The 23948-nt window shown below is 41.4% G+C and carries 17 protein-coding genes; 7 read left to right on the top strand and 10 right to left on the bottom strand.

What is annotated here, in order from left to right; all coding sequences use genetic code 11:
- Window positions 1-55: 55 nt before the first annotated feature.
- Window positions 56-925: an aldose epimerase family protein gene (locus H6G28_RS17695; protein ID WP_190593549.1), complete on the bottom strand. Its 870-nt coding sequence runs from the start codon at window positions 923-925 to the stop codon at window positions 56-58.
- A 425-nt stretch (window positions 926-1350) separates the two neighbouring features.
- Window positions 1351-2385, bottom strand: coding sequence for a pyruvate dehydrogenase (acetyl-transferring) E1 component subunit alpha (gene pdhA / locus H6G28_RS17690; RefSeq protein ID WP_190593551.1), 1035 nt, complete (start codon window positions 2383-2385; stop codon window positions 1351-1353).
- A 1054-nt stretch (window positions 2386-3439) separates the two neighbouring features.
- Between pdhA and H6G28_RS17685 the strand changes: the two genes are divergently transcribed.
- Both H6G28_RS17685 and H6G28_RS17680 read left to right on the top strand, forming a co-directional pair.
- Window positions 3440-5767, top strand: coding sequence for an IMS domain-containing protein (locus H6G28_RS17685; protein WP_190593552.1), 2328 nt, complete (start codon window positions 3440-3442; stop codon window positions 5765-5767).
- 374 nt (window positions 5768-6141) lie between these two features.
- Window positions 6142-6462, top strand: a complete 321-nt coding sequence (locus H6G28_RS17680; protein WP_190593554.1) for a hypothetical protein — start codon at window positions 6142-6144, stop codon at window positions 6460-6462.
- 69 nt (window positions 6463-6531) lie between these two features.
- Here H6G28_RS17680 and H6G28_RS17675 read toward each other — a convergent pair whose 3' ends face one another.
- Complete coding sequence (locus H6G28_RS17675) at window positions 6532-6864, bottom strand: DUF2103 domain-containing protein (RefSeq protein WP_190593556.1); 333 nt, start codon at window positions 6862-6864, stop codon at window positions 6532-6534.
- Between the two features lie 4 nt (window positions 6865-6868).
- Window positions 6869-7195, bottom strand: coding sequence for an ATP-dependent Clp protease adapter ClpS (gene clpS, locus H6G28_RS17670; RefSeq protein ID WP_190593558.1), 327 nt, complete (start codon window positions 7193-7195; stop codon window positions 6869-6871).
- Window positions 7196-7665: 470 nt separating this feature from the next.
- On the opposite strand from clpS, the gene H6G28_RS17665 reads away from it, so the two are divergent.
- Window positions 7666-9174: a UbiD family decarboxylase gene (locus H6G28_RS17665; RefSeq protein ID WP_190672726.1), complete on the top strand. Its 1509-nt coding sequence runs from the start codon at window positions 7666-7668 to the stop codon at window positions 9172-9174.
- Between the two features lie 476 nt (window positions 9175-9650).
- Here H6G28_RS17665 and H6G28_RS17660 read toward each other — a convergent pair whose 3' ends face one another.
- Complete coding sequence (locus tag H6G28_RS17660; RefSeq protein ID WP_190672723.1) at window positions 9651-10319, bottom strand: 2OG-Fe dioxygenase family protein; 669 nt, start codon at window positions 10317-10319, stop codon at window positions 9651-9653.
- 382 nt (window positions 10320-10701) lie between these two features.
- Between H6G28_RS17660 and H6G28_RS17655 the strand changes: the two genes are divergently transcribed.
- The 3 genes from H6G28_RS17655 to H6G28_RS17645 all read left to right on the top strand — a co-directional run bounded on the left by H6G28_RS17655 (window position 10702) and on the right by H6G28_RS17645 (window position 18314).
- Window positions 10702-11364, top strand: a complete 663-nt coding sequence (locus H6G28_RS17655) for a hypothetical protein (RefSeq protein WP_313949948.1) — start codon at window positions 10702-10704, stop codon at window positions 11362-11364.
- Window positions 11357-12190, top strand: a complete 834-nt coding sequence (locus H6G28_RS17650; protein ID WP_190672720.1) for a nucleotidyl transferase AbiEii/AbiGii toxin family protein — start codon at window positions 11357-11359, stop codon at window positions 12188-12190. The genes H6G28_RS17655 and H6G28_RS17650 overlap by 8 nt, the downstream gene beginning before the upstream one ends.
- A gap of 172 nt (window positions 12191-12362) precedes the next feature.
- The gene (locus tag H6G28_RS17645; RefSeq protein WP_190672717.1) at window positions 12363-18314 is read left to right on the top strand and encodes an AAA family ATPase; all 5952 of its coding nucleotides are present in this window, start codon (window positions 12363-12365) and stop codon (window positions 18312-18314) included.
- A 92-nt stretch (window positions 18315-18406) separates the two neighbouring features.
- Here the strand turns inward: H6G28_RS17645 and H6G28_RS17640 are convergent, their stop codons facing one another.
- From H6G28_RS17640 to H6G28_RS17620, 5 genes are all read right to left on the bottom strand, one after another.
- A complete protein-coding gene (locus tag H6G28_RS17640) occupies window positions 18407-19264 on the bottom strand; it encodes a metal ABC transporter permease (RefSeq protein ID WP_190593627.1) in 858 nt (285 codons plus the stop codon).
- Between the two features lie 29 nt (window positions 19265-19293).
- Entirely contained in the window at window positions 19294-19680 is a 387-nt protein-coding gene (locus H6G28_RS17635; protein ID WP_190672713.1) for a type II toxin-antitoxin system VapC family toxin, read from the bottom strand.
- A gap of 134 nt (window positions 19681-19814) precedes the next feature.
- Complete coding sequence (locus H6G28_RS17630; protein WP_190672710.1) at window positions 19815-20036, bottom strand: type II toxin-antitoxin system Phd/YefM family antitoxin; 222 nt, start codon at window positions 20034-20036, stop codon at window positions 19815-19817.
- Window positions 20037-20143: 107 nt separating this feature from the next.
- Window positions 20144-21010, bottom strand: a complete 867-nt coding sequence (locus H6G28_RS17625; protein ID WP_190672707.1) for a metal ABC transporter ATP-binding protein — start codon at window positions 21008-21010, stop codon at window positions 20144-20146.
- 150 nt (window positions 21011-21160) lie between these two features.
- On the bottom strand, window positions 21161-22219 hold the full coding sequence (locus H6G28_RS17620) for a metal ABC transporter substrate-binding protein (protein ID WP_190593619.1): 1059 nt from the start codon (window positions 22217-22219) through the stop codon (window positions 21161-21163).
- Window positions 22220-22931: 712 nt separating this feature from the next.
- Here H6G28_RS17620 and H6G28_RS17615 point away from each other — a divergent pair.
- Window positions 22932-23852, top strand: coding sequence for a lipid kinase (locus tag H6G28_RS17615; protein WP_190593617.1), 921 nt, complete (start codon window positions 22932-22934; stop codon window positions 23850-23852).
- Window positions 23853-23948: the final 96 nt, after the last annotated feature.

Raw genomic sequence — 23948 nt, 5'->3', positions numbered from 1 at the left:
TTGTTTGCAACTTTGCCATCATAGCACAAACACCATTGGATTTGTAAAGGGGTTTTTAGAAAAAACTTGCCGTCAATCTAACAGATGCTTGATAGCTGGCTCCTGGCTCTACCACAGTCAAATTTTCGCCTGTGTTTAGAGAGTTGCGCGGCGCACTCCAAGGTTCCAAACAATAAAAGTCTTTGCCCTTGAGCGTCCAAAATACCACGATGGGATATTCATCGCCGTAATCTAAAGTCAATTTTAATTTACGACTGTTGTCTGTGACTGTAGCTGAATTAGCAGTTAGTTCCTTAAAGGCAACATCAATCTCATCCAAATTGAAATCAAAATTCCCACCAAAGAATTTTCTTTCCTTAGTTCTCTGGTCTTGATACTCACCAGCCGGAATCGCAAACTCTAGCTGAGTTTTATCTGGGGCTTGGAAGTAAGGATGAAACCCGGTAGAAAAGGGTATTGGTGTGGCAGAAGAATTATGCAGATGTTGTTGAATTTCGAGAGTATTTCCATTGATTTTGTAACTGAAACTTAAATCAAAATCAAAGGGATATACCGCTTTTGTTTGCTCGTTGCTGACCAGATGAACTTTGACATAAGTTGTCTTGTCTTCCGAGACTTCCTCAAGTTCCCAAGGCAAATCACGGGCAAAGCCATGCTGTTTGAGAGTATATTGCTGCCCATTGTGAGTATAAGTGTTATCAGGTAAGTTACCACAGATGGGAAACAATATGGGATTTCCGCCCCTAATACTCAAATCAGGATGAGTAAAGCGTTCTGTATCCAAGTAGAAAATTTCTTGACCTTGGACTTGCCAGCTAGTAATAATCCCGCCCCGTTCTGGGACAACTTCTATCTGATTACCAGTGGTGTCGTCAGCCAGAATATAAGTTTTGTATTGTCTTTGTTCAATGGTAATTTTAGGCACAAGATGAGTCCTTAGAGGTTATAGGTTACAGATGAGAGGTGAGAGGTGAGCCACTGCGGTGGACGGGTTTCCCGGCATAAAGCAAGTGGCGAACCCGGAGGGTGAGAGGCTGAATACATATTTCTAGCCTCTAGTTTCTAGTACAAAAAGGCAAAAGTAAAAGGTCAAAAGGAAAAAGAAAGAATAGTAATACCACAAGCCTTTTAGCAATTTCTTATGGTCACTTAGCATGGTCGAAACATGGTCTGTTTATTTTCACCGAACTGTACTAACATCTAGTCTCTAGTGCAACTCGGCGGAAATTAAAGATACCATTTCAAGTAGCGAAAAGCTTGTGATATGAGCTTTTTGACTTTTGACTTTTAACTTTTGACTTCCGCATAGCGGTACTAGTCCCTCATTTCCCACTCCCTAGTCTCTGACAACTACTCGTCTTCTGCAAATATAAAGCGATACAATTCGCTAGGATCAGGTTCAGGACTGCTTTCGGCAAACTTCACAGCCTCATCAATTAAGTCTTGAATCTTCTTGTCAACTGCCTTAAGTTCTTCCTCAGTTGCCAAATTCTGTTCCACCATATAAGCAGCTAGTTTCTTAATTGGGTCACGGGAGAACCAAAATTCTTTCTCGGCTTTGCTGCGTAATTCGTCTGGGTCGGCTAGGGAGTGACCACGGAAGCGATAGGTGAGGGCTTCAATTAATGTTGGCCCTTCTCCAGCACGGGCGCGGGCGACGGCTTCTTGGGCGACAGAATGAACTGCGAGTACGTCCATGCCGTCTACTTCTACGCCCACCATGTTAAACACACTGGCTTTTTTATAAATTTCTGGGTCGGAGGTGGCGCGGTCATGTGCCATCCCAATTGCCCATTTATTATTTTCCACCACAAAAATAATTGGCAGTTTCCATAAAGCTGCCATATTCAAGGTTTCAAAAAATTGACCGTTGTTAGCCGCACCATCACCAAAGAAGCAAGCGGTTACTTGGTCGGCTTTTGGGTCGCCCAAAACTTCACGGCGATATTTGCTTTGAAAAGCTGCACCAGCCGCCACAGGAATGCCTTCAGCCACGAAAGCGTAACCACCTAATAAGTTATGTTCCGCCGAGAACATGTGCATGGAACCGCCACGTCCTTTGCTGCAACCTGTAGCTTTACCGAATAATTCGGCCATAACTTCACGGGCTGGAACTCCCGCACTCAAGGCATGAACGTGGTCGCGGTAGGTACTGCTAACGTAATCTTCTCCCGGACGCATTGCCTTGATAACGCCAGTCGAAACGGCTTCTTGACCGTTATATAGGTGGACAAAACCAAACATTTTGCCCCTATAGTACATTTCAGCGCATTTGTCTTCAAAAAAGCGTCCTAACACCATATCTTCGTACAGCATTAAGCCTTCCGCTTTGGTGATTTGGGCGCTGGCAGTATCAAATTTAGGTAACGTCCGTTCTTGAACCATTATTTTTTTAGTATCCCTGTTGTCAAACTGAAATTTACCATGTTAAATAGGCCGATGTTTGGCCTGGTTGTGCTGAAGACAAAAACTAAAAATTTGGGCGCTAAGTAGGATAATTGGGATATAGAGGCAAAAAATAGGTGAATTTTGGATTTTATCGTCGCTATCTGCGATTTTTACACCCTAACTGCCATAAATGACCTTGAATGTTGCCCTCTGGCGTTTTACAATCCCAACTTCTGTACAGATGCTATCAATCAGGATAGCTTTGTTTCTGCATATCTATTAACAATTTCCCACAAATAAACGCCGCAATTGCATTTAGCTTGCTAGATATAGGAATACGGTTTGATTCCTGAATCTATTTGTGTAGGCAGGGAGTAGGGAATGGGGAGTAGGGAGTAGGAAAGAAGGCTGAACTGGGTGTACTGATTTTTTTCCCAAATCAAATATGAGTCCTATAAGTAAGTCGCTGGGAAAAAACAAAACTATCTTAAGAAAGGTTAACTAAACTAAAACCTTCTTCCCTCCTGCCTTCTGCCTGGTTGGTGAATCTCGACTTCGCTCGATTACCGCGAAGCCGAACCACTGCCTCCTGCCTTTTCCTATCTACTTAGTTGTAACTCAAGGTCTAAGTATGGTAACATTTTGTTCCTTGTAATTATCACGCATCTACCATTACAAGTATTGCTACTATCACTCCAGAGCCAGGGCAAACACGTAAGTATAATGTCAAGCAGATAAACTTATTTATTTAGGTATGTCGATTATGATGAGCGATCGCAGTAAAATTTGGCAGTGTTTAATGGCTGATAGCAGTTATACACAAGGAAATACTAAGAATTAAAACAAAGTTTCCCTCTTATCTAGGCGAAGTTAAATTAATAGTACTAAAATGTGTCTCAAAATTTTAGAGGGAACAAAATTAATTGTTGCAATATACACTTAATAGTGTAAGTCCGGCGCGGTGTTATTCACCGTAATATTGTGGCACGGTTTTACATACCTGGAATGCTCTAGGTGGATTATGTTGATCTCGGTGCAGGGGAAGTAGGCTGTGCGAATTCCGCTAGATTACTACCGAATTTTAGGACTACCGTTAGCGGCAAGTGAAGAACAATTGCGGCAAGCATATAGCGATCGCATTGTACAACTGCCACGACGGGAGTATTCTCAAGCAGCAATTTCTTCTCGTAAACAAATTATAGAAACAGCTTACGTGGTTTTATCAAATCCAAAAGAACGTAGCAGTTACGATCAGCTTTATCTGTCCCATGCTTATGATCCTGATGGCACAGCTACTGCCACAGTCACCGCAGGCAACCGCACAGAAACTAGTCATGATCTTGATAGTCAAGGCCTGAGTATTGACGTTCCCCAACAGGAATTAGTCGGGGCGTTATTAATCTTGCAAGAGTTGGGGGAATACGAACAAGTCCTCAAACTCGGTAAAACATACCTTGCTAACCATAATGGTGTCGCCTCGGCCAAAATTGGCAATCATCCCATCGAGGAAGACTTTCTCGAAAGCAGCGAACATCCAGATATTGTTTTGACTGTGGCTTTGGCCTGCCTAGAATTAGGGCGGGAACAGTGGCAACAAGGTTATTACGAAAATGCCGCAGTTTCCTTAGAATCTGGGTTAGAAATGCTGGTGAGTGAAGGCATATTTTCCAGCGTCCAGGCAGAAATTCAAGCTGACCTTTATAAACTACGTCCCTATCGGATTTTAGAATTACTACAGTTATCTTTAGAAAAAACAGTAGAACGTCGCCGAGGCTTAGAATTATTACAAAGTATCCTGGAAGATCGCGGTGGCATTGATGGCACTCACAACGATCAATCGGGTTTAAGCATAGATGATTTTCTGCGATTTATTCAGCAAATCCGCCACTATTTAACAGTTACAGAACAGCATAAGTTATTTGAAGCCGAAAGTAAGCGCCCATCGGCAGTAGCTACTTACCTCGCCGTTTATGCTTTGATTGCTAGAGGATTTGCCCAACGTCAACCCGCTTTAATTCGTCAGGCTAGGCAAATGCTACTGCATTTGGGTAAGCGTCAAGATGTGCATCTAGAACAGTCACTTTGTGCGTTGTTGTTGGGACAAACCGAAGAAGCAACCCGCGTTTTGGAAATGAGTCAGGAATACGAAGCTTTAGCTTTTATTCGGGAAAAATCCCAGGACTCGCCTGATTTATTACCGGGTTTGTGTTTGTATGGCGAACAGTGGTTACAAAATGAAGTGTTTCCCCATTTTCGGGATTTATCCAGACAGCCAGCCGCACTCAAAGATTACTTTGCTAACCCCCAAGTGCAAGCGTATTTAGAAGCATTACCTACAGATGCCGAAACTACCAACGAATGGGGTTTCATTAATCGTCAACCTGTTAACGCACCGCCAGCAAATCACCGTCAACCAAATACGCCTGGGGTTTCTCGTCCAAATCAAGCTAAAATGCCAGATTTGGATTTACCAGAAACTCCCAACCATAAACGACCTGAATATTCTCAGGTACCGCTACCGAGAACCAATACCCCACCTGCACCAGCTATGGCTAGTCGCACCCCAACGCCGGAAATTCCCGTTGCGTCTTTTACTTCCCCAGACCGGACAAACAACACAACAGGTCATCATCTCAATGGTAAAAGTGCTGCGCCCCATCCGACACCAAAGCGCCGACGACGGAAGCCGACCAATCAACCTATTAACCGAGAACATAGGTTAGATAATAACCGCGATCGCCGACCTCGCCAACGCCGCCCTGTCAGCAGTGTAGACCGCAAAACCAGATTAGTCTGGACAGTATTTGCTTCCTTGGCTGGGATATTAGTTTTTTGGTTAATCATTTCCACCACCTTTGGCTGGTTGAAAGATATCTTTGCCCCATCTCCAGGTTTACCAGAAAACCCCTTAGCAATAAAACTTAATCAACCACCCATCAAAATTCCTGATGCCAATAGTGAATTAATGCCACCTGACGGCCCCCTCACCGATGCAACCGCCGAAGAAGTAATTCGGACATGGCTTTCTACCAAGGCTTTAGCATTAGGGCCAAACCATGATGTTAACAGTTTAAATAACATTTTAACTGGCGCATCTTTGTCTCAATGGCGGTTAGTTGCCCAGCAAGATAAATTAGATAACCGCTATCGCAAATACGACCACAGCATCAAAATAGAATTTGTCAGTAAAAATGACCTAGACCCAAATCGCGCCGCCGTTTTAGCGACTGTTAAAGAAGCAACACAGTTTTATGAAAATGGTCTGAAGAAAAAGTCTTCTAACGAAAGTTTGCGGGTTCGTTATGATTTAATTCGGCGCGATGGTATGTGGCGGATTCAAAGTATGTATGTGGTGAATCAAATTACAATGAATTTTTAAAGTCTGAAGTGTGAAAGGGAGAAAATTTGATTTGTGATCATTGTGTCTTTCATATCCCCGACTTCTTTGAGAAGTCGGGGATCTTATTTATCACGAATGATTTTGAACACTAGTTAAAAGTTAAATAAATCTAAAAATAATACCAATTTAAGAAAAGAATGCGACAGATAGAAATCAGGAAAGTCTTACTGGAGCTAGATTTCTTAATTGCGAGTTGTGAATTGTGAATTGGTATAACTTGATATTACAGCTATGTTGTTTGCAGTTTGTAACATTAATTCTATGACTTATTGCAGTTTGTAAATATTTTTTGTAACTGCAAGGAATATTCCTTTAGACTGAAACTCAATTGCAAAATATTGGGATCGAGGCCAATGCAGTCGATGAATTTCTTGTGTCATGATTTTGTAGTTGCGGTCTCCTTTGGTGCTTGTATTCTTGGTTTAGTATTGCTTTGGGACGGTAAGCAACCAAAAGATGACATAGAAGAAACAGAAAAAATTTTGTTTAGAATGAGTTTTTCTTACTGGCTGGTATATTGTGTTGCTTTTGCCTTAGAAAAAGTCATTTTACCTGATTGGGAATCTGTCGTGATGTCTTTGAAAATCACCGCAGCTTTGTCATATTTCTTAACATTTTCTTGTATTCTGAGTTTGCCGCTACATAAATTCGCCGTGCATCGAGTTGAAGAATAGTCAGAGAAAGTATGAAGTGTGAAGTATGAAATGAAATCAACTAGACAAAAACGAGCTAGTAACTAACTGTTAAGTTGATTTATGTTTCATGGCGATCGCGATCGCTGTTTGTAGTTCATCCTGAACTAAACTAGTCAGGATGAACACCTCTTGCACTGTCTTACCTTGTCTAGCGATAATTTTGTAACCCCCGCGAATTGGGACAGATATACGTAATTGCATTTTGGGGCTATGACCTTTTACCCGCCCAATTACGCCTGGGGTAATGGTGTAAATGCCTTCTTGCAAGCAGAGATTTTCTAAAATGGGAATCAGACCGGGAAGATGGGTAGAGTGATTCCAAACGAGTCTGCCATCTTTGCGTTTATTAGCTTTCTGCGAGTTTGTGGTAGATTTATCCATGATCTTAAGCCGCTTCTAGGGGAGCCATTGTTAAACCGGCTCGGCGCAGCTGTTGGTGATACAATTCTGCTGGTTCTTGCGGCCCTACCCAAACGATCGCTTGTCCTTCATAATGTACCTGATTCGTTAAATCCCAAGCGCGATCGCTAGTCATATTCGGGATATACTTCATCAAGCACTCAGCGACGTGTTGAAAAGTATTGAAGTCATCGTTCAACACAATCACCTTGTAATTAGGATATTGTTTGCGAATAGTTTGACTAGACCGTTCAGGAGCAATAGTTGGTGCTGTACCCATCCCGTAAACAGCTACTGAAAGTCTTGTAAGCATAAAATAGTCGGCTACCTGGATTCACAAAACTACATTATAAGTGAATAGTTTAGTCCATAATCTAGCCAGAGAATAGGGAGTTGGGAGTTGGGAGTTGGGAATGGGGGTTGACAAATGACCAATGACCAAAAATAGGTAAACCTAGCAGGAAGCACATCACAGACAACCTGCTAGGAGGAAAAAATTTATTCTCGCCATGTTTGAAGGGTAGAGCTTATTTAAAATCAATAATGTCTATCCTTCGTTAGAATAACCAAATTGCTTGTACAACAGGGTTAAGAAAAGTCAATCAATTAGTTAACGCTTTGAAAAAGGGAACAGGCTTCGGCAAGATAATAGAGCGAACAACAAAGACAAGGGAGACAAGGCAGACAAGGGAGAGAGATGTTGATAAATCATTTAGGATTGCTATAGCTCATAATATTAAACAGACGCTTCATACTTCTTAACTATTTAGCTTTATTAAAACAATGGCGAGAGATTTGCGGGGATTCATCAAACTTTTAGAAGAAAGAGGACAATTACGGCGAATTTCTGCCTTGGTTGACCCAGAATTAGAAATTGCGGAGATTTCTAACCAAATGCTGCAAAAAGGCGGGCCGGGGTTGTTGTTTGAGAACGTCAAAGGCGCTTCTTTCCCCGTAGCGGTGAATTTGTTGGGGACAGTGGAAAGAATCTGCTGGTCAATGAATATGCAGCATCCCCAAGAATTAGAAACCTTGGGTAAAAAGCTGAGTATGCTACAGCAGCCAAAACCACCCAAGAAGATTTCCCAGGCGATAGATTTTGGGAAAGTGCTGTTTGATGTTCTCAAAGCCAAACCAGGGAGAGACTTTTTTCCAGCTTGTCAGCAAGTGGTAATTCAAGGGGATGATTTAGATTTAAATACTATACCTTTGATTCGTCCTTATCCTGGTGATGCTGGCAAGATTATCACCTTGGGGTTAGTCATTACCAAAGATTGTGAGACGGGTACGCCGAATGTGGGTGTATATCGCTTGCAATTGCAATCGAAAAACACCATGACTGTTCACTGGTTATCAGTGCGGGGTGGGGCAAGACACTTGCGGAAAGCGGCAGAACGTGGGAAGAAATTAGAAGTAGCGATCGCTCTTGGTGTAGATCCATTAATTATCATGGCAGCTGCTACACCCATCCCGGTAGATTTATCAGAATGGTTATTTGCGGGGTTATATGGCGGTTCTGGTGTACAGTTGGCAAAGTGTAAAACAGTCGATTTAGAAGTTCCGGCTGATTCTGAATTTGTCTTAGAAGGGACAATTACCCCAGGAGAAGTTTTACCAGACGGGCCTTTTGGCGACCACATGGGTTATTACGGCGGCGTGGAAGACTCGCCCTTAATTCGCTTTCAATGTATGACGCACCGCAAAGACCCGATATATTTAACCACATTTAGCGGTCGTCCACCCAAAGAAGAAGCGATGATGGCGATCGCACTTAATCGTATATATACCCCAATTCTGCGCCAACAAGTCTCAGAAATTGTGGATTTCTTCTTACCAATGGAAGCTTTGAGTTACAAAGCCGCGATTATTTCCATTGATAAAGCCTATCCCGGACAAGCACGCCGCGCCGCCTTAGCCTTTTGGAGTGCGTTACCACAATTTACCTACACCAAATTTGTGATTGTCGTCGATAAAGATATTAATATCCGTGACCCCAGACAAGTCGTTTGGGCTATCAGTTCTAAAGTTGACCCCACCCGCGACGTGTTTATTTTGCCAAATACACCCTTTGACACCTTAGACTTTGCCAGTGAAAAAATTGGTTTAGGTGGACGGATGGGAATTGATGCAACTACCAAAATTCCCCCCGAAACCGAACATGAATGGGGCGCACCACTAGAATCTGATCCTGATGTCGCCGCAATGGTAGAACGAAGATGGGCAGAATATGGTTTAGCAGACTTGCAGTTAGGCGAAGTTGACCCCAACTTATTTGGTTATGACATGAAATAGATCAGGACTTACGCTTTTTGTGAAGAATGGGTGTAAGGGTCTAAGGGTATGGGGTGTAAGGGTTTTAAATTAGTACATCCCTATAAGCCTTAACCCGTCCCCAAACCATTGATTTTTCGTCTCACGGTGTAAGTAAGTAACCACGCAAAATTAATTACAGTCATTGCGAGCGAAGCGAAGCAATCCCAGCCCTTGCGATTGCTTCATTTCGCTTCGCTCCATTCGCAATGACTTTGTGTAATTAATTATGTTTAACTACTTACCAATTTTTTTAGACTGGTGTGGGTTGGGTGGAGGAACGGAACCCAACATTCTCAAGACTGATGGAAAAAAGTAATGAGTAATGAGTAATGAGTAATGAGTCAGAAATTTACTTATTACTCATGGTTTAACTCGCTTACTTCAAAAGTACTGTGTGTGCAACTTTACATTCAATTGGTATAAGTTTATTCAAAAATCAAATCAGATTCTTATATTTATTCAGTTAGCAAACTAGGCGAAGTTAACACAAACACATCCCGAATACCTAACCCATCAACTTGCGGTTTAATGGGAGTCGTAAAATGGAAAAATTCGTGGTCATTAACTAATAATAATTCACCAGAATTCAGCACTTTACTAAAAACTGGCTTTTCTTTTTTCGCTGTATATAAATGTGTTTCTCCACCTTGGATATTTTCTCTAGCCACAGAGAATATCCCAATAAAATCTGTACCATCTTGATGAATACCTTCAGGGGCAGGATTACCCATATTTTCGGCGGAACAGATGGTTCTGATTTGATGAACTCCGATTTCTGCTTCTGGGTGCAGTTTACAAGAGTCGCTAAATGCTAACACCATCTTTTTAAAGATATCAAGCTCAATAATGCTATCTTCTAATTCTGCAAATTCTCTTTTAATATCTCCCAATAAGGGGTTATATGTTTTGCTTTGGAAGAGGTAGCCATGCGGTAGTTTAATTAAATCATTCCCGGAAACGGTAAACCGGGATAATCTTCTTAAACGATAATTGCCCTTGATATAAGGATCAACTGGCAAATTATTAAAAAATGGCTGAAAACCTTCTGGATTAATAGAATTTACCTTTCTTAAGGTGAACAGAAAAGCATATTCTAATTCTGTTGATTCCCATACTTTTTGCATAGGATTTACCTGCTGATTAGGTTTAAATCCTCCGCTATTTTTCTTTCTCGGAGGCTTATACCACCGAGTATATGCTACTTTTTATTAAACTGTCGTTAAATTGACTACAGAATTTGACAATTTGTGATAGAGCAATAACTTTGTAAAGAAGGTAGGAGTGAGGGGAACAAGGGAGACAAGGGAGACAAGGGAGACAAGGGAGACAAGGGAGACAAGGGAGACAAGAAAGACAAGGAGGACAAGGAGGACAAGGGGGATTTTCGTCTTTTATTGCTTGACAAGGTTTGTTTGTAATATGTATACTACAAAAAGTCGGGTGAAAAAGTTTTCTATGATACAACCTAAATTGCAAATTACAGAACCACCCTTTCATTAGCTGGCGGTGTTGAATCATATTGCTAAATATAATTACGCAGGCACATTTGAAGCTCATATTACAATCTGTGCAGAGTCGCCAGCTACAGTACAGCACTTTCAACAGATTTGTCGGCAGTTAAAGATTAAATGTATTTTGATTGAGTTACCTGTGGGAGTGGTGCGATCGCAACCAATGACAGCATCCCATCATCGAGGAACTTTGCCGGAAGTTTACACCGAAGTTTACCACCTTGCCCAAAAAATTTCCCAGGCAGGTTTTTTGGTGACGCGGGTGAAAATTGAAGCAATGGTATATAACCAAGACATCCCGGTGACAGATCAGGAAGTTTTGCAGCATCCTGCAAGCAATTATTTTGAGTTTCACATCAAAGCCTTGCTGGCAGATAATACCGACTTAGAAGCTTTGCGCCAACATTGTGCAGTCCAAGGCGCACATTTATCTAGCAATGCTTTCAAACAAAAAACTCATAGCCAACATCAGCGATTTATTACCTTACGGTTGTATGGTATGGGACGGAACGCGGCACAAGACCGCTTTCAGAAACTCCTGCAATCACTACGGTCAAAGAGTATTTCTTTAGTGCAACCACAGCAAGAATATACTGTGTTTGATAGCAACATCGGGCTTGATGCTGGCTGGTTGGGAGGTGTAAATAATCATGCTTGAGCAAATTTTACAGGACATTTCGCAAACAAGCGATCGCCCACTTGCAGAAGTCCTGAATTATCACCTCCTGGAAAGTCTTTTGCGTCGTGTTGCTAACTCCACTCACACCGCAGATTTAGTGCTGCGTGGCGGAATGTTAACACGGTTGTGGGTTCCCCCAGGACATCGTATTGCAGTTGATGTCGATTTTCTGGGGTTATATCCCTTTGATATTGAAGCCACAACCAAACGCTTTCGGGAATTGCTGGCGACTGAAGGATTTAGTGATGGTGTGGTTTTTCATCTAGAATCCCTAGAATCTTATGGTATTTGGTTGGAAGATCCATTTCCTGGTGTGCGCCTGCAACTTCATGCTTCCGTACTAGATTACCGTCAAAAGCTGCAAATTGATGTCGGCTTTAACGATCCCCTCGTTCCCCCCGCCCAATGGATTGAATATCCTACCTTAGTGACAGCAGAACCAGTAAAACTTCTAGCCGCTAGACCAGAATTAATGGCGGGTTGGAAACTACACGGTTTAATTGAACAAGGTGCTAAACGCTGGCGCGGTAAAGATTTGTATGACCTGATGTTGCTGGCGACAGTAGTACCGTTAGATAAAACATTGTTGCCAGAAGCTATCAAAATAGCTTTTAGTAGTCATAATGCTGACTTGCAAGAAGTACTGACAATTCTCTCTCAACCCCAATGGTGGAATACAGGGAAAAATCGACGGAATTGGCGCTATTACTGCCGGAAAGTGCCGACACAAATCATGCCTGATGATTTTATGACTGTTGTGGCAAAAGTCACTGATTATTGGCGACCGATTGTTGCTAAACTGTAGCAAAGTGCTGAGGTAAGTCAAAAGGCAAAAATGAAGAATACTTTTGACTTCTGCGGCTTTGTCGGAATGCCTTCTGCCTTCTTGAATGTAAATTTTATGTGATGCGATCGCCAAAATTTCTGGGAATCATAAAGATAGGCAGTCGTAAAAAATATGTGTTTCACTGAAGTCTATGGCGAATTCTAATAGCACCCGCACGCAACCAATTTTGCAGCTTTCGGGTTATCAGATCCTTGAGCAAATCTATCAAGGAACAAAAACAATTGTTTATCGTGCGGTGCAAATAGAGACACAGCGCCCAGTAGTAATTAAGTTACTGCATCAAGATTATCCCAGTTTTAGTGAACTTGTACAATTTCGCAATCAATATACCGTCACCAAAAATCTGCCGAGCGCGGGTATTGTTCAACCCTTGAGTCTGGAATCTGTGGGGAACAGTTATGCCTTGGTTATGGAAGACTTTGGCAGTATTTCTTTAGAGCAGTACCTCCAACAACAGCCCCTCTCACCGACTGAGACGCTGGTTATTGCCATTCAAATAGCAGAGATTCTCCATCACCTGCATCAACATCGAGTCATCCATAAAGACATTAAACCAGCCAACATTCTCATCCACCCAGACTCCAAACAAGTACAACTCATCGACTTCAGTATTGCTTCCCTGTTACCCAAAGAAACCCAAACCATCCAAAATCCCAATGTGTTAGAAGGCACTCTAGCTTATCTTGCGCCAGAACAAACAGGACGGATGAATCGGGGGGTTGATTACCGAGCAGATTTTTACGCTCTGGGTATCACACTGTATCAGTTGTTAACTAGACAATTACCATTTATCAGTAAAGACCCATTGGAGTTGATTCATTGTCACATTGCTCAAGTACCGATGTCGGTAAATCAAGTCAATCCCGATGTACCGCAGATGGTAGCTGCAATTGTGGCTAAACTAATGGCGAAAAATGCCGAAGACCGTTATCAGAGTGCCATCGGACTCAAATATGATCTGGAACATTGTTTGAGCCAGTACAAAGAAACAGGCACAATTGCGGAATTTAAACTAGGACAGAGAGATTTGAGCGATCGCTTCATCATCCCCGAAAAACTCTACGGCAGGGAAACCGAAGTCCAAATCTTACTCGATGCCTTTGAGAGGGTAGCAGTCGGAACTACAGAATTAATGCTGGTGGCGGGTTTTTCGGGGATTGGGAAAACTGCCGTCATCAATGAAGTCCACAAACCCATTGTCCGCCAGCGTGGTTATTTTATTAAAGGTAAGTTTGACCAGTTCAATCGCAACATTCCCTTGGGTGCTTTTATGCAAGCCTTTCGGGATTTAGTCGGGCAATTGCTCAGTGAAAGTGATGTCCAATTGCAACACTGGAAGACTCGGATTTTAGCAGCATTGGGAGAAAATGCCCAAGTGATTGTAGAACTGATTCCCGAACTGGAAAGGATTATTGGTATACAACCCCCAGCACCGGAATTATCTGGAACAGCAGCCCAAAATCGCTTTAATTTATTGTTCCAAAAATTCATTCAAGTCTTCACCCAGCCCGAACACCCGTTAGTGATGTTTGTGGATGATTTGCAATGGGCAGATTCGGCTTCCTTGAATTTGATTCAAGTGTTAATGTCTGAGTCGCAAACGGGCTGTCTATTAATGCTGGGTGCTTATCGGGATAATGAGGTGTTTGCTGCCCACCCATTGATATTGACTCTCAATGGTATAGAAAAAGCTGGGGTAAAAATCCACACCATCACCCTACAACCCCTGAGTTTCAATAGTCTCAATCATCTGATTGCCGATACCCTTTATGCTCCTGCATCTTTAGTGCAACCACTTACAGAACTGGTCATGCAGAAAACTCAGGGTAATCCCTTCTTTGCGACGCAGTTTTTGAAGGCATTACATCAAGACCAGTTAATTACCTTTGACTCGAATGCAGGATATTGGCAGTTTAATATTGTGCAAGTGCGAGATGCAGCTTTAACCGATGATGTTGTTGAATTGATGGTGCAGCAATTACAAAAACTGCCGGAAACAACCCAAGAGATTTTAAAACTTGCGGCTTGTATTGGCGCACAGTTTGATTTAAATACACTGGCGATTGTTTCGCAGCAATCCCAAACAGAAGTAGCAGCAACATTGTGGAAAGCCTTACAGGAAGGTTTAGTTCTGCCTCAAAGTGATATTTACAAATTTTATTTGGGGGAAAATGAGGTGAATCAGCACACCCCACAGGAAACCCTCCATTATCGGTTTCTGCACGATCGCGTCCAACAAGCAGCTTATTCTCTGATTTCCGATGAGCAGAAAACCTCAACTCACCTGCATATCGGACAATTACTGCTACAAAATTCCTCGGAAACGGTAAAACAGGAAAAATTGTTTGATATTGTTGAGCATTTGAATTTAGGACAATGCCTAATTAGTCAACCAAGCGATCGCCAAGAATTAGCTCAACTCAATTTGCAAGCTGGAGTTAAGGCCAGAAATTCTACAGCCTATCCAGCAGCCAGGACTTATTTACAAACAGGAATTACTTTATTAGAAAGCAACTGTTGGCAACATCAATATGAATTGACTTTAAATCTGTATATTACATCTACTGAAGTCAGTTATTTGAATGGCGACTTTGAGGGTATGGAACAGCAAGCAGCATTGGTGTTACAGCAAGCGCAAACAGTTCTAGACCGCGTGAAAATTTATGAAATTCAAATTGCTGCCAACACTTTACAAAGTCATGTCTTAGAGGCGATCGCTGTGGGCAGAACAGCTTTATCCCTATTGGGAATTGAACTACCTGAAGAAGCCAACGACACCAAGATTGCTACAGCACTACAAACCCTCAGCACCCAGTTAGCAAATATTCCAGTAGAAACATTGGTCGATTTACCAGTTACCAATGATAGTGTTACCCAAGCAGCAATGCGTATTATGGGCATCTTATTTCCACCAATGATTCAGGGTATGCCCAGTTTATTACCTTTGCTAAGTTCCAAGATGGTCAGTCTATCTTTGCAATCGGGAAATACAGTATCATCAACTATCGGCTATGCCATACACGGATTAGTCATGTCTGCCTTTTTAGCAGATGCAGCTACAGGCTATGATTTTGGCAAAGTTGCTTTAAATTTACTCGAAAAATATAATACCCCAGAGATTAAGCCCATCGTGATGTTTCTGTTTGGCAGCTTTATTCAACTCCATAAAGAGCCATTGCAGAACTCAATCCCAACCTTGAAAACAGCTTTTGATGTGGGGATGGAGACTGGTAATTTTATGTACGCTGGCTTTTCCTTAGCTATCCACAGCAATTGCCGATTTTTTAGTGGTGAAGAATTGAGTGGTTTTGTGCAAGACATGGCTCACTATAGTCTGGCTTTAGCTCAGGTGAAACAATATGCGGCTCAAGCCTATATAGATTTAGGAAAACAAACAGCAGAAAATTTTATTGAAATAGTGACTCAACCACATTGTTTAACCGGAAATTCTTACAATGAAACAGTGATGCTGCCTAAGCACCAGCAAGATGGGGATGGAACAGCGATCGCAGAAGTCTATATATATAAGTTATTACTGGCTTACTATTTTGGTAATTATCAAGATGCAATTCATTATGAGGCTCAAGCACAGTCTTACATAGCAGCTTTATCAGGCACATTTTTCGTGCCTATTTTTTATTTTTATGCAGCCCTGACTCATTTGACACGCTTACCGGTTCAATCAGAACAGGATCAAGATGAAATTTTGGCAATGGCTCAAACCCATCAAACGACTCTGGCTCAATTTGCACATCAAGCACCCATGAATCACCAACATAAGGTAGATTTAATCGAGGCAGAAAAGCAACGGGTGTGGGGTGAAAATTACCTAGCCGCAGATTTATATGATCGCGCCATTGCAGGAGCAAAAGCCAACGGATTCATCCAAGATGAAGCCTTAGCCAACGAACTCGCCGCCAAATTCTATCTCAACTGGGAGAAAGAGAAAGTCGCCGCAGGTTATATGCAAGAAGCCTACTACTGTTATACCCATTGGGGAGCTAAAGCCAAAGTTGCTAACTTAGAAACCAGCTATCCCAATCTGCTTCGCCCCATCTTGCAACAGACACAAGCATCTACGAGCATTTTGAGTACCCTAGCAACGATTTCCCCGTTAACTGTATCTAGTCATACCAGCGATCGCAAGAGTTCCAGTAGTACCAACATTAACCAGTCCGTTGATTTTGCCACTATCCTCAAAGCCTCTCAAGGACTTTCTAGCACAATTCAATTTGATGAACTTTTACATCAACTCACCCAAATCATTCTGCAAAACTCAGGCGCAGATCGCTGTGCCTTGATGTTGCTGAGTGAGACTGGAGAATTGCAAGTACGGGCGATCGCTACTCCTCATGAAACGCAACTATGTGCTGAACCACTCACTAATCATCCTCATGTACCAATAAAGTTGATTCATTACGTCAAAAACACCCAAGAAGTTGTGGTGATTGACAACATGGAAACCAGCTTACCTGTGATTGGGGAATATCTCAGACAACACCAGCCCCAGAGCTTACTATGTTTGCCCTTGCTCCATCAAGGGCATTTAATTGGCATTTTATATCTCAACAATCAACTTACCAGTGGAGTATTTACTGATGAGCGGATTTTAATTCTCAACTTCCTCTGCACCCAAGCGGCAATTTCCCTGGAAAATGCCCGACTTTATCAACAGTTGGAACACTCACTCCAAGATGCTCAACAAAAGTCTCAGGATTTAGCAGCAGTCTTGGCACTTTCCAATGGACAACAGCAAATTTTGGCTTTAATTGCCCAAGGGGTTTCCTTAAACACTATTTTAGAAGCAACTGCTCGATACATTGAAAGCCATACCCACCATCCAGCCTATTGCTCCTTTTTGCTGATTGATGCCGAAGGGCGATTACGTCATGGCGCAGCACCCAGTTTGCCAGTAGGCTACAATGCCATAGTTGATGGGGCTAAAATTGGCCCAGAAGTTGGTTCTTGTGGAACTGCTGCCTATTGCAAAGCATCTGTTACAGTGACAGATATTGCTACCGATCCCCTGTGGGTTAATTATCGATTCGCTTTAGACTTTGGTTTGCGGGCTTGTGCTTCGACACCCATTTTAGGTGCAGAAGGACAGGTGTTGGCTACTCTGGCTATGTATCAGCCTGTAGCTGGGGAATTTACCCTACATGACCGCCAACTGATGGAAGTTGCCACCTATCTTGCCCGCATTGCCATTGAACGCCATCAAGCAGATGTAGAATTGCAAAATACTCAATTACAAGTTTTACAAAGCGAAAAAATGGCATCTCTGGGAAATCTGGTGGCTGGGGTTGCCCATGAAATCAACAACCCCATCGGTTTCCTGAATGGCAGTATCAGCAATGGCCAAGACTACGTACAAGATTTACTGGGACATTTAGCTCTTTATCAACAGGAGTATCCCGAACCAAACAAGGTAATTCAAAACAATGCTGACAAAATAGACTTGGAATTTCTGGCGGAAGACTTACCCAAGTTACTCCATTCGATGAAAGGTGCAACGAATCGGATCACAAATATCAGTACAAGTCTGCGTACCTTCTCCCGTGCTGATACCGAATACAAAATCTCTGCCAATCTCCATGAGGGACTTGATAGCACATTGTTAATTTTGAAATATCGCCTCAAAGCCAACGAACACCGTCCAGAGATTCAAGTTATCCAAGAGTTTGACGATTTACCCACAATCGAATGCTTCCCTGGACAGTTAAACCAAGTATTTATGAATCTCTTGGCTAATGCCATTGATATGTTTGACGAAATGGCGCAAACTCAATCCTTCAAAGAACTAGAAGCCAATCCCCAAATCATTACTATCCATACTGAAGTTAGATCAAACCAGGTATATATCGGTATCCGCGATAATGGCAAAGGTATGACACAAGAAGTACAAGAGAAAATTTTTGAGCATTTATTTACTACTAAAGCTGTGGGTAAAGGTACGGGTTTGGGATTAGCGATCGCTCGTCAAATTGTGGTAGAAAAACATGGTGGCAGACTGGAAGTACAGTCCCAGTTGGGTCAAGGTAGCGAGTTTTGCATCTACCTGCCGATTGGTGAGGAGTGCTGAGTGCTGAGTGCTGAGTTATCAGTCCCATATTCTCCCCACTCTCCCTTGTCTCCCTTGTCTGTCTCATTCATATCTCAAACAAGACTCCCACACTACCCTTGATAATGTTGTGTAGAAATAGGTGGTAAGTAGCGTTTTCGCCGACTTTGAATGCTTTTCCACAGTAAGACACCAGCAAAAATTAAAGTGGATAGCAAAACTACACTAGCGCCAGAGGCAATATCTAAGTAGTAGCTGAGGTAAATTCCTACAAATGCGATCGCTGCGCCTAAAATGCCAGAAATAATCATAATATAACCAAAGCGATCGCTCAACAGTCGCGCAATGGAAGCTGGAATCACTACCGCAGAGATAATTAATGTCACTCCCAAAATATTTAATGTGGCGACTAACAAAGTTGCCAGCATTAAAGCAAATAATGTATCCATCACCACCACTGGTACACCATGCACCTGTGCTACTTCTCTATCAAAACACCAAAACAACAAAGGGCGATAAAACACAAACACTAAGCCTAAAATCACAATCGATACTACCGTCACAAACCACAAATCTGTAGGAGAAACGCCCAAGACATTGCCAAATAAAGCCGCTTCAAAGTTTTGGCTAAATTTGCGATAGGTACTAATTACCGCGACACCCAAAGCAAAACTCGCCGTGGTAACAATTCCAATGGCAGCATCAGAATATACTTTGCGCCCTGTAAGATATTGGATAAGCAAGGCGGCAGCAAATCCCCAAATTCCCGAACCAATATAAAAATTTAGCCCTAAAACATAGCTCAACACTGCTCCGCCCAAAATAGCATGAGAAAGACCATGAGCAATGTAACTCATCCGGCGCGTAATGATATATACACCCATCACACCGCACAATAACCCCGCCATCATCCCTACAATGACAGCGCGGCTAAAAAATTCATAAGCAAAAGGTTTAAGTAGAAATTCCATGTATTTAATAAGTTTGGTAGTTATTGTATTTACCAATAACTAGTGACTGCGTAATTGTCTAAAACTGCATCTGCACTAATGATCGGAATCTTTTCTGTGATTGCTTGAGCAACTAAAAGCCGATCAAAGGGATCTTTATGATGAAATGGTAAATTAACAATCGCGGCTGTATGAGAAACTTTAATAGGTAATATTTCCAATTCGTTGACGTAGATTTGACGCTCAATCCAGGTAGCAAAGCTTTCAGGAATTTGATATTTACCAATACTAACTTTGATAGCAATTTCCCAATAGGAAACAGGACTTAGTAAGATGTCATTCAAAGGATCAACAATCAAATTACAAGCAACTTGACTAAGAGAGCGATCATTAAGTACAAACCAAAGAAATGCCTGAGTATCGAGTAACAACTTCATGGCATATAAGTAGAGCGGTGCAAATAAACCGAACTATGTAACGAAAAGTAAATTGGCTTGAAAACCTCTCCCCTCCTGCCTTCTGCCCTCTACCTCCTGCCTTGCCATAACGACAATTTTTAACACCGACCTACTTAATTTTGAAAGTCTTCTAAGTGGGTTTCATCGTCAGACAAAATAGTTAAAGTTCCGATCGCACTACCGGGCTGTCGTGGTTTACGCAGTGGCGGAAGTTCGGCAATTAGTCTGGCGACAGTGCGATCGCCTGTAATAATTTCTACTTCTTCACCAGGTTGCAAACTAGCAATCAGTTCGGGTAAATGAAGTTGCGCTTCTGTTAATGAAATTCTTGTCATTGTTTTGGGTTTTAATACCATTGCTTTTGTTTAATTTTACAGTTATCGATCATTGGATGATGAATTGTCAAAAAGCTGACAAAATAAGCTTTTTTGGGTTAATTTTGCTAATTGCTACTACTTGAAGATTTAGAATTATGTCCGTTGTGGCTTGAGGGAATTTTTCGGAGAATATCAGGTAAATTGTCTTGCATTTGATGGCGTAACGAAGTACCTGCGTTAGCAATTAAAATGCGATCATTTTGATGAAATACCACCATTTCTGCACCAAAGGTCTGCTTTAAAATTGCAGGTGTAAACACATCACTGGGTTCACCTTGGGCAATAACGCTGTGATTAAAACACACTACCCAAGGTAAATGAGTCGCTACCGAATTTAAATCATGGGTAGAAAGTAGAATTGTTAACCCTTGTTGATTTAGTTCCGCCAACAAATGTAATAATTCATGCTGCACTCGTAAATCAGAACTACTGGTTGGTTCATCTAACAGAACAATTTCTGGTTCACCAACTAACGCCCTAGCAATAAATACCCGTTGCTGTTGTCCACCAGATAACTCACCAATGGGACGATTAGCAATGTGCGCTATTCCTACCCGTTCTAATAAAGCTTTAGCTATGATGCGATCGCGGTATGATGACCAAGGTAAAAATTGCTGTTTGCGGTAACGCCCCATCATCACTACTTCCAGTGCAGTTACCGGAAAATTCCAATCTACTGTTTCTACTTGCGGGACATAACCCACCTTTGGCGGCGCGGTTCCCGGTTTTAAACGTTTTCCACGAAACCAAATTTCTCCTGCCCAAGGTTTAACTAACCCTAATATGGCTTTAATTAGAGTAGTTTTACCACTACCAGAAGGCCCCACTAAACCAGAAAGTTGCCCAGGATATAAGCACAAATTGACATTCGTCAACACTGGTTGAGTTTGAAAACCACAGGTAAGATTTTTAATTTCTAATATTGTTTCCATGCAAATTAAGTAATTGAAGTATGAAGTGTGAAGTGGGGGATGAGGGAGACAAGGGAGACAAGGGAGACAAGGAAGCAATCTTTCTACCTTGTCTACCCCCTCTACCTTGTCTACCCTCTCTACCTTGTCTACTCCTCACTCCACACTTTGTTATTTATTAGCCGTGGTAGCTGGGCCGACGACATTGGTAGTATTTAGCTTGTCAACTAATTGAGGATTTCCGCCCAGATTTGCGGCCATGATTCGCAGATTGTTTGCCATCATGCCAATGTAAGTATGCTGGGGATTAGTATTTTCTATGGCATTAGCTGATCCCGTTCCTGGTAATTCATCATCAGAGGTATTGGCTATTTTGACTTTGGCTTCTCTGGCAATTTGTTCTTCAACTTTGCTGGGGTAGACTTCTGAACCAAAAATTGCAGGTACTCCAGATTTGCGAATTTGGTCGATGAGTTTGGCAACATCTTGGGCGGAAGGTTCTTTAAAATCAGATGGTTGAATTGCGCCGATAACTTCAAAGCCATATTCTCTAGCCCAGTAAGCCCAAGAGTCGTGGTATGTTAACAGTTTGCGATTTTTAGCAGGAATACTCGCCACCACTTCACGGGTAACTTTGTCTAATTCGTCCAGACGTTGCAAGTAGTTCGTCAAATTTTTCTCGTAGTATTCTTTCCCTTCGGGGTCTAACTTTGTTAATTGTTGCGCGGCTAATTTAGCATAAGCTTCTGCATATTTGGGGTTTACCCATAAATGGGGATTGGGGTCTCCTTTTTCTTTGGGAAAGCTAAAATCATAAATCCATTGGGCTTCCGTAATAGTGTTGTTCCCCAGTTCATAAATATTTGTTTCTTTGGGTTTAGAAGTTTTTGCGAGTTTTTCCGTGGGTACTTCTAAACGCAGTCCGTTGACGATAATCAAATTAGCTTTGGATAACAAATCAGCATCACTAGGGCGCGGTTCAAATGTATGAGAGTCAGCACCTTCAGGAATAATGCCTTTGACTTGAGTGCGATCGCCTGCAATATTACTCACAATATTCGTGATCGGTGCAACTGTGGTCACAACAGTTAGTTTACTTTTAGTTTGATTCTGCACAGGTTTTGCAGTCGCACCAGTGCCACCAGGGTTAGGAGACACTGTTGTATTTGGTGGTGCATTACAAGCTGTTAGTGACAAACTAAGTATTAATAACCACGCAGATGTTTTCATTACTTGAATATTAGTAATTTTTTGGGTGTGAAATCATCCAATAGTAAATATTTTCCTCCTAGTTAATACAATCCCCCAATAGAGGATTTCCCTGTAACTTTTATGTTTTTTTAACATCTGGCTGGTTTTAGGATTAATTCTGTCTAAAAAACTGGGTATGAGTTCCTTCTTAAGATAGATGTTTCTATATGACAAGCCATATATTTCAGTATAAATCTAACTCAATAATGATTTTTTGGGCATAATATTACACCGAGTTTACTAATTAATAAAAAATATAATGTTTGATCATTTAGATATTGAATTTCACCAAAATTATTGGGGTTTAATTTTGATTAATACTAAAAACAATTTTTATTCTTGCAAAACTTATTTTTTCTTAATACTTAGTAATAATTATTCGTGATGTTACATATATTTCAGCGAAATGAGGTATAAGTGTACAATCCAAAATTATGTAGAGGCGTTAGGCTGAAGCCATAATACACCCTACTTAAGATTTACTTTATAAATTATTTCTTAATGATTGCTGATGACTCTTAAACCTAAAATGCTTTAATAAAGAGTAATTTGACTACATTTTTTTTAAATCTGTTTAATATATAATTAAGTAAGCTTATGCAATAAATCAAAAGTTACAAACATAGAAATAAACCAATCAAGTAAAAAATATACTTACATATCTTTATCTTAACCAAATTAATTAAATTGTATGGAAGCTGATAATTGGCAACAAACAAGACAAAGGTCAATACCAGTAAATTCCCGTGCGTTACTGTTAGTTAATCGTCATGCCCGCCAAGGAGAGCAAAGATTACGAGAAGCAACTCATTATCTAAATAAACTTGGCTTTAAATTAATAGAAGAATCTACCGAAAGCCCCAAACATCTTTCAGAAATTATTCGCCGTTATCAACATGAAGTTGATTTAGTAATTGTGGGTGGTGGTGATGGAACTTTAAACGCCGCAGTGGAAGCTTTAGTAGAAACACAATTACCTTTAGGAATTTTACCTTTAGGTACTGCCAACGATTTAGCCAGAACATTAGCAATTCCCAATTCCTTAGCAGAAGCTTGCGAAATTATTGCCTATGGAGAATTGCGCCGCATTGATTTAGGTTGGGTAAACGGGAAACATTTTTTTAATGTTGCCAGTATGGGATTGAGTGTCAAAATTACCCAAAAACTCACCAAAGAAAGAAAACGTCGTTGGGGAGTATTAGCTTATATTGCCACTGCATTACAAGTAATTTGGGAGTCTCGCCCCTTTAGCGCCGAAATTAAAATCAAGGATCAATCCTTTCGTGTTAAAACTGTGCAGATTGCGATCGGTAACGGTCGTTATTATGGTGGTGGTATGGCAGTAGTTCACGATGCCACTATTGATGATCAAAGATTGGATCTCTACAGTTTAGAAATAGAACACTGGTGGCAAATCATACCCTTATTGCCAGCAATGCGCCAAGGTAGACATATTCACTGGCGGAGTGTACGGGCGCTGCAAGGACAAAAATTTGAAATTTATACTCGCAAACCCCGCCCAATTAATACTGATGGGGAAATCACAACTTATACTCCTGCCAGTTTTAAAGTCATACCCAAGGCAATACCGGTTTTAGTACCGCCAATATAAATTCAGAGAATAGTGTTTTTTCGATTCCTGACTCACCACTCCCCGATATTTAAATTTACATTCGATATACTAAAAAAAGCTGGGTCTTGTGACAAT

The sequence above is a fragment of the Nostoc sp. FACHB-190 genome (assembly GCF_014696905.1).
Classification (GTDB): domain Bacteria; phylum Cyanobacteriota; class Cyanobacteriia; order Cyanobacteriales; family Nostocaceae; genus Nostoc_B.
Note: the sequence above shows the minus strand (reverse complement) of the source record. Positions and strands in the feature narration are given on the sequence as shown.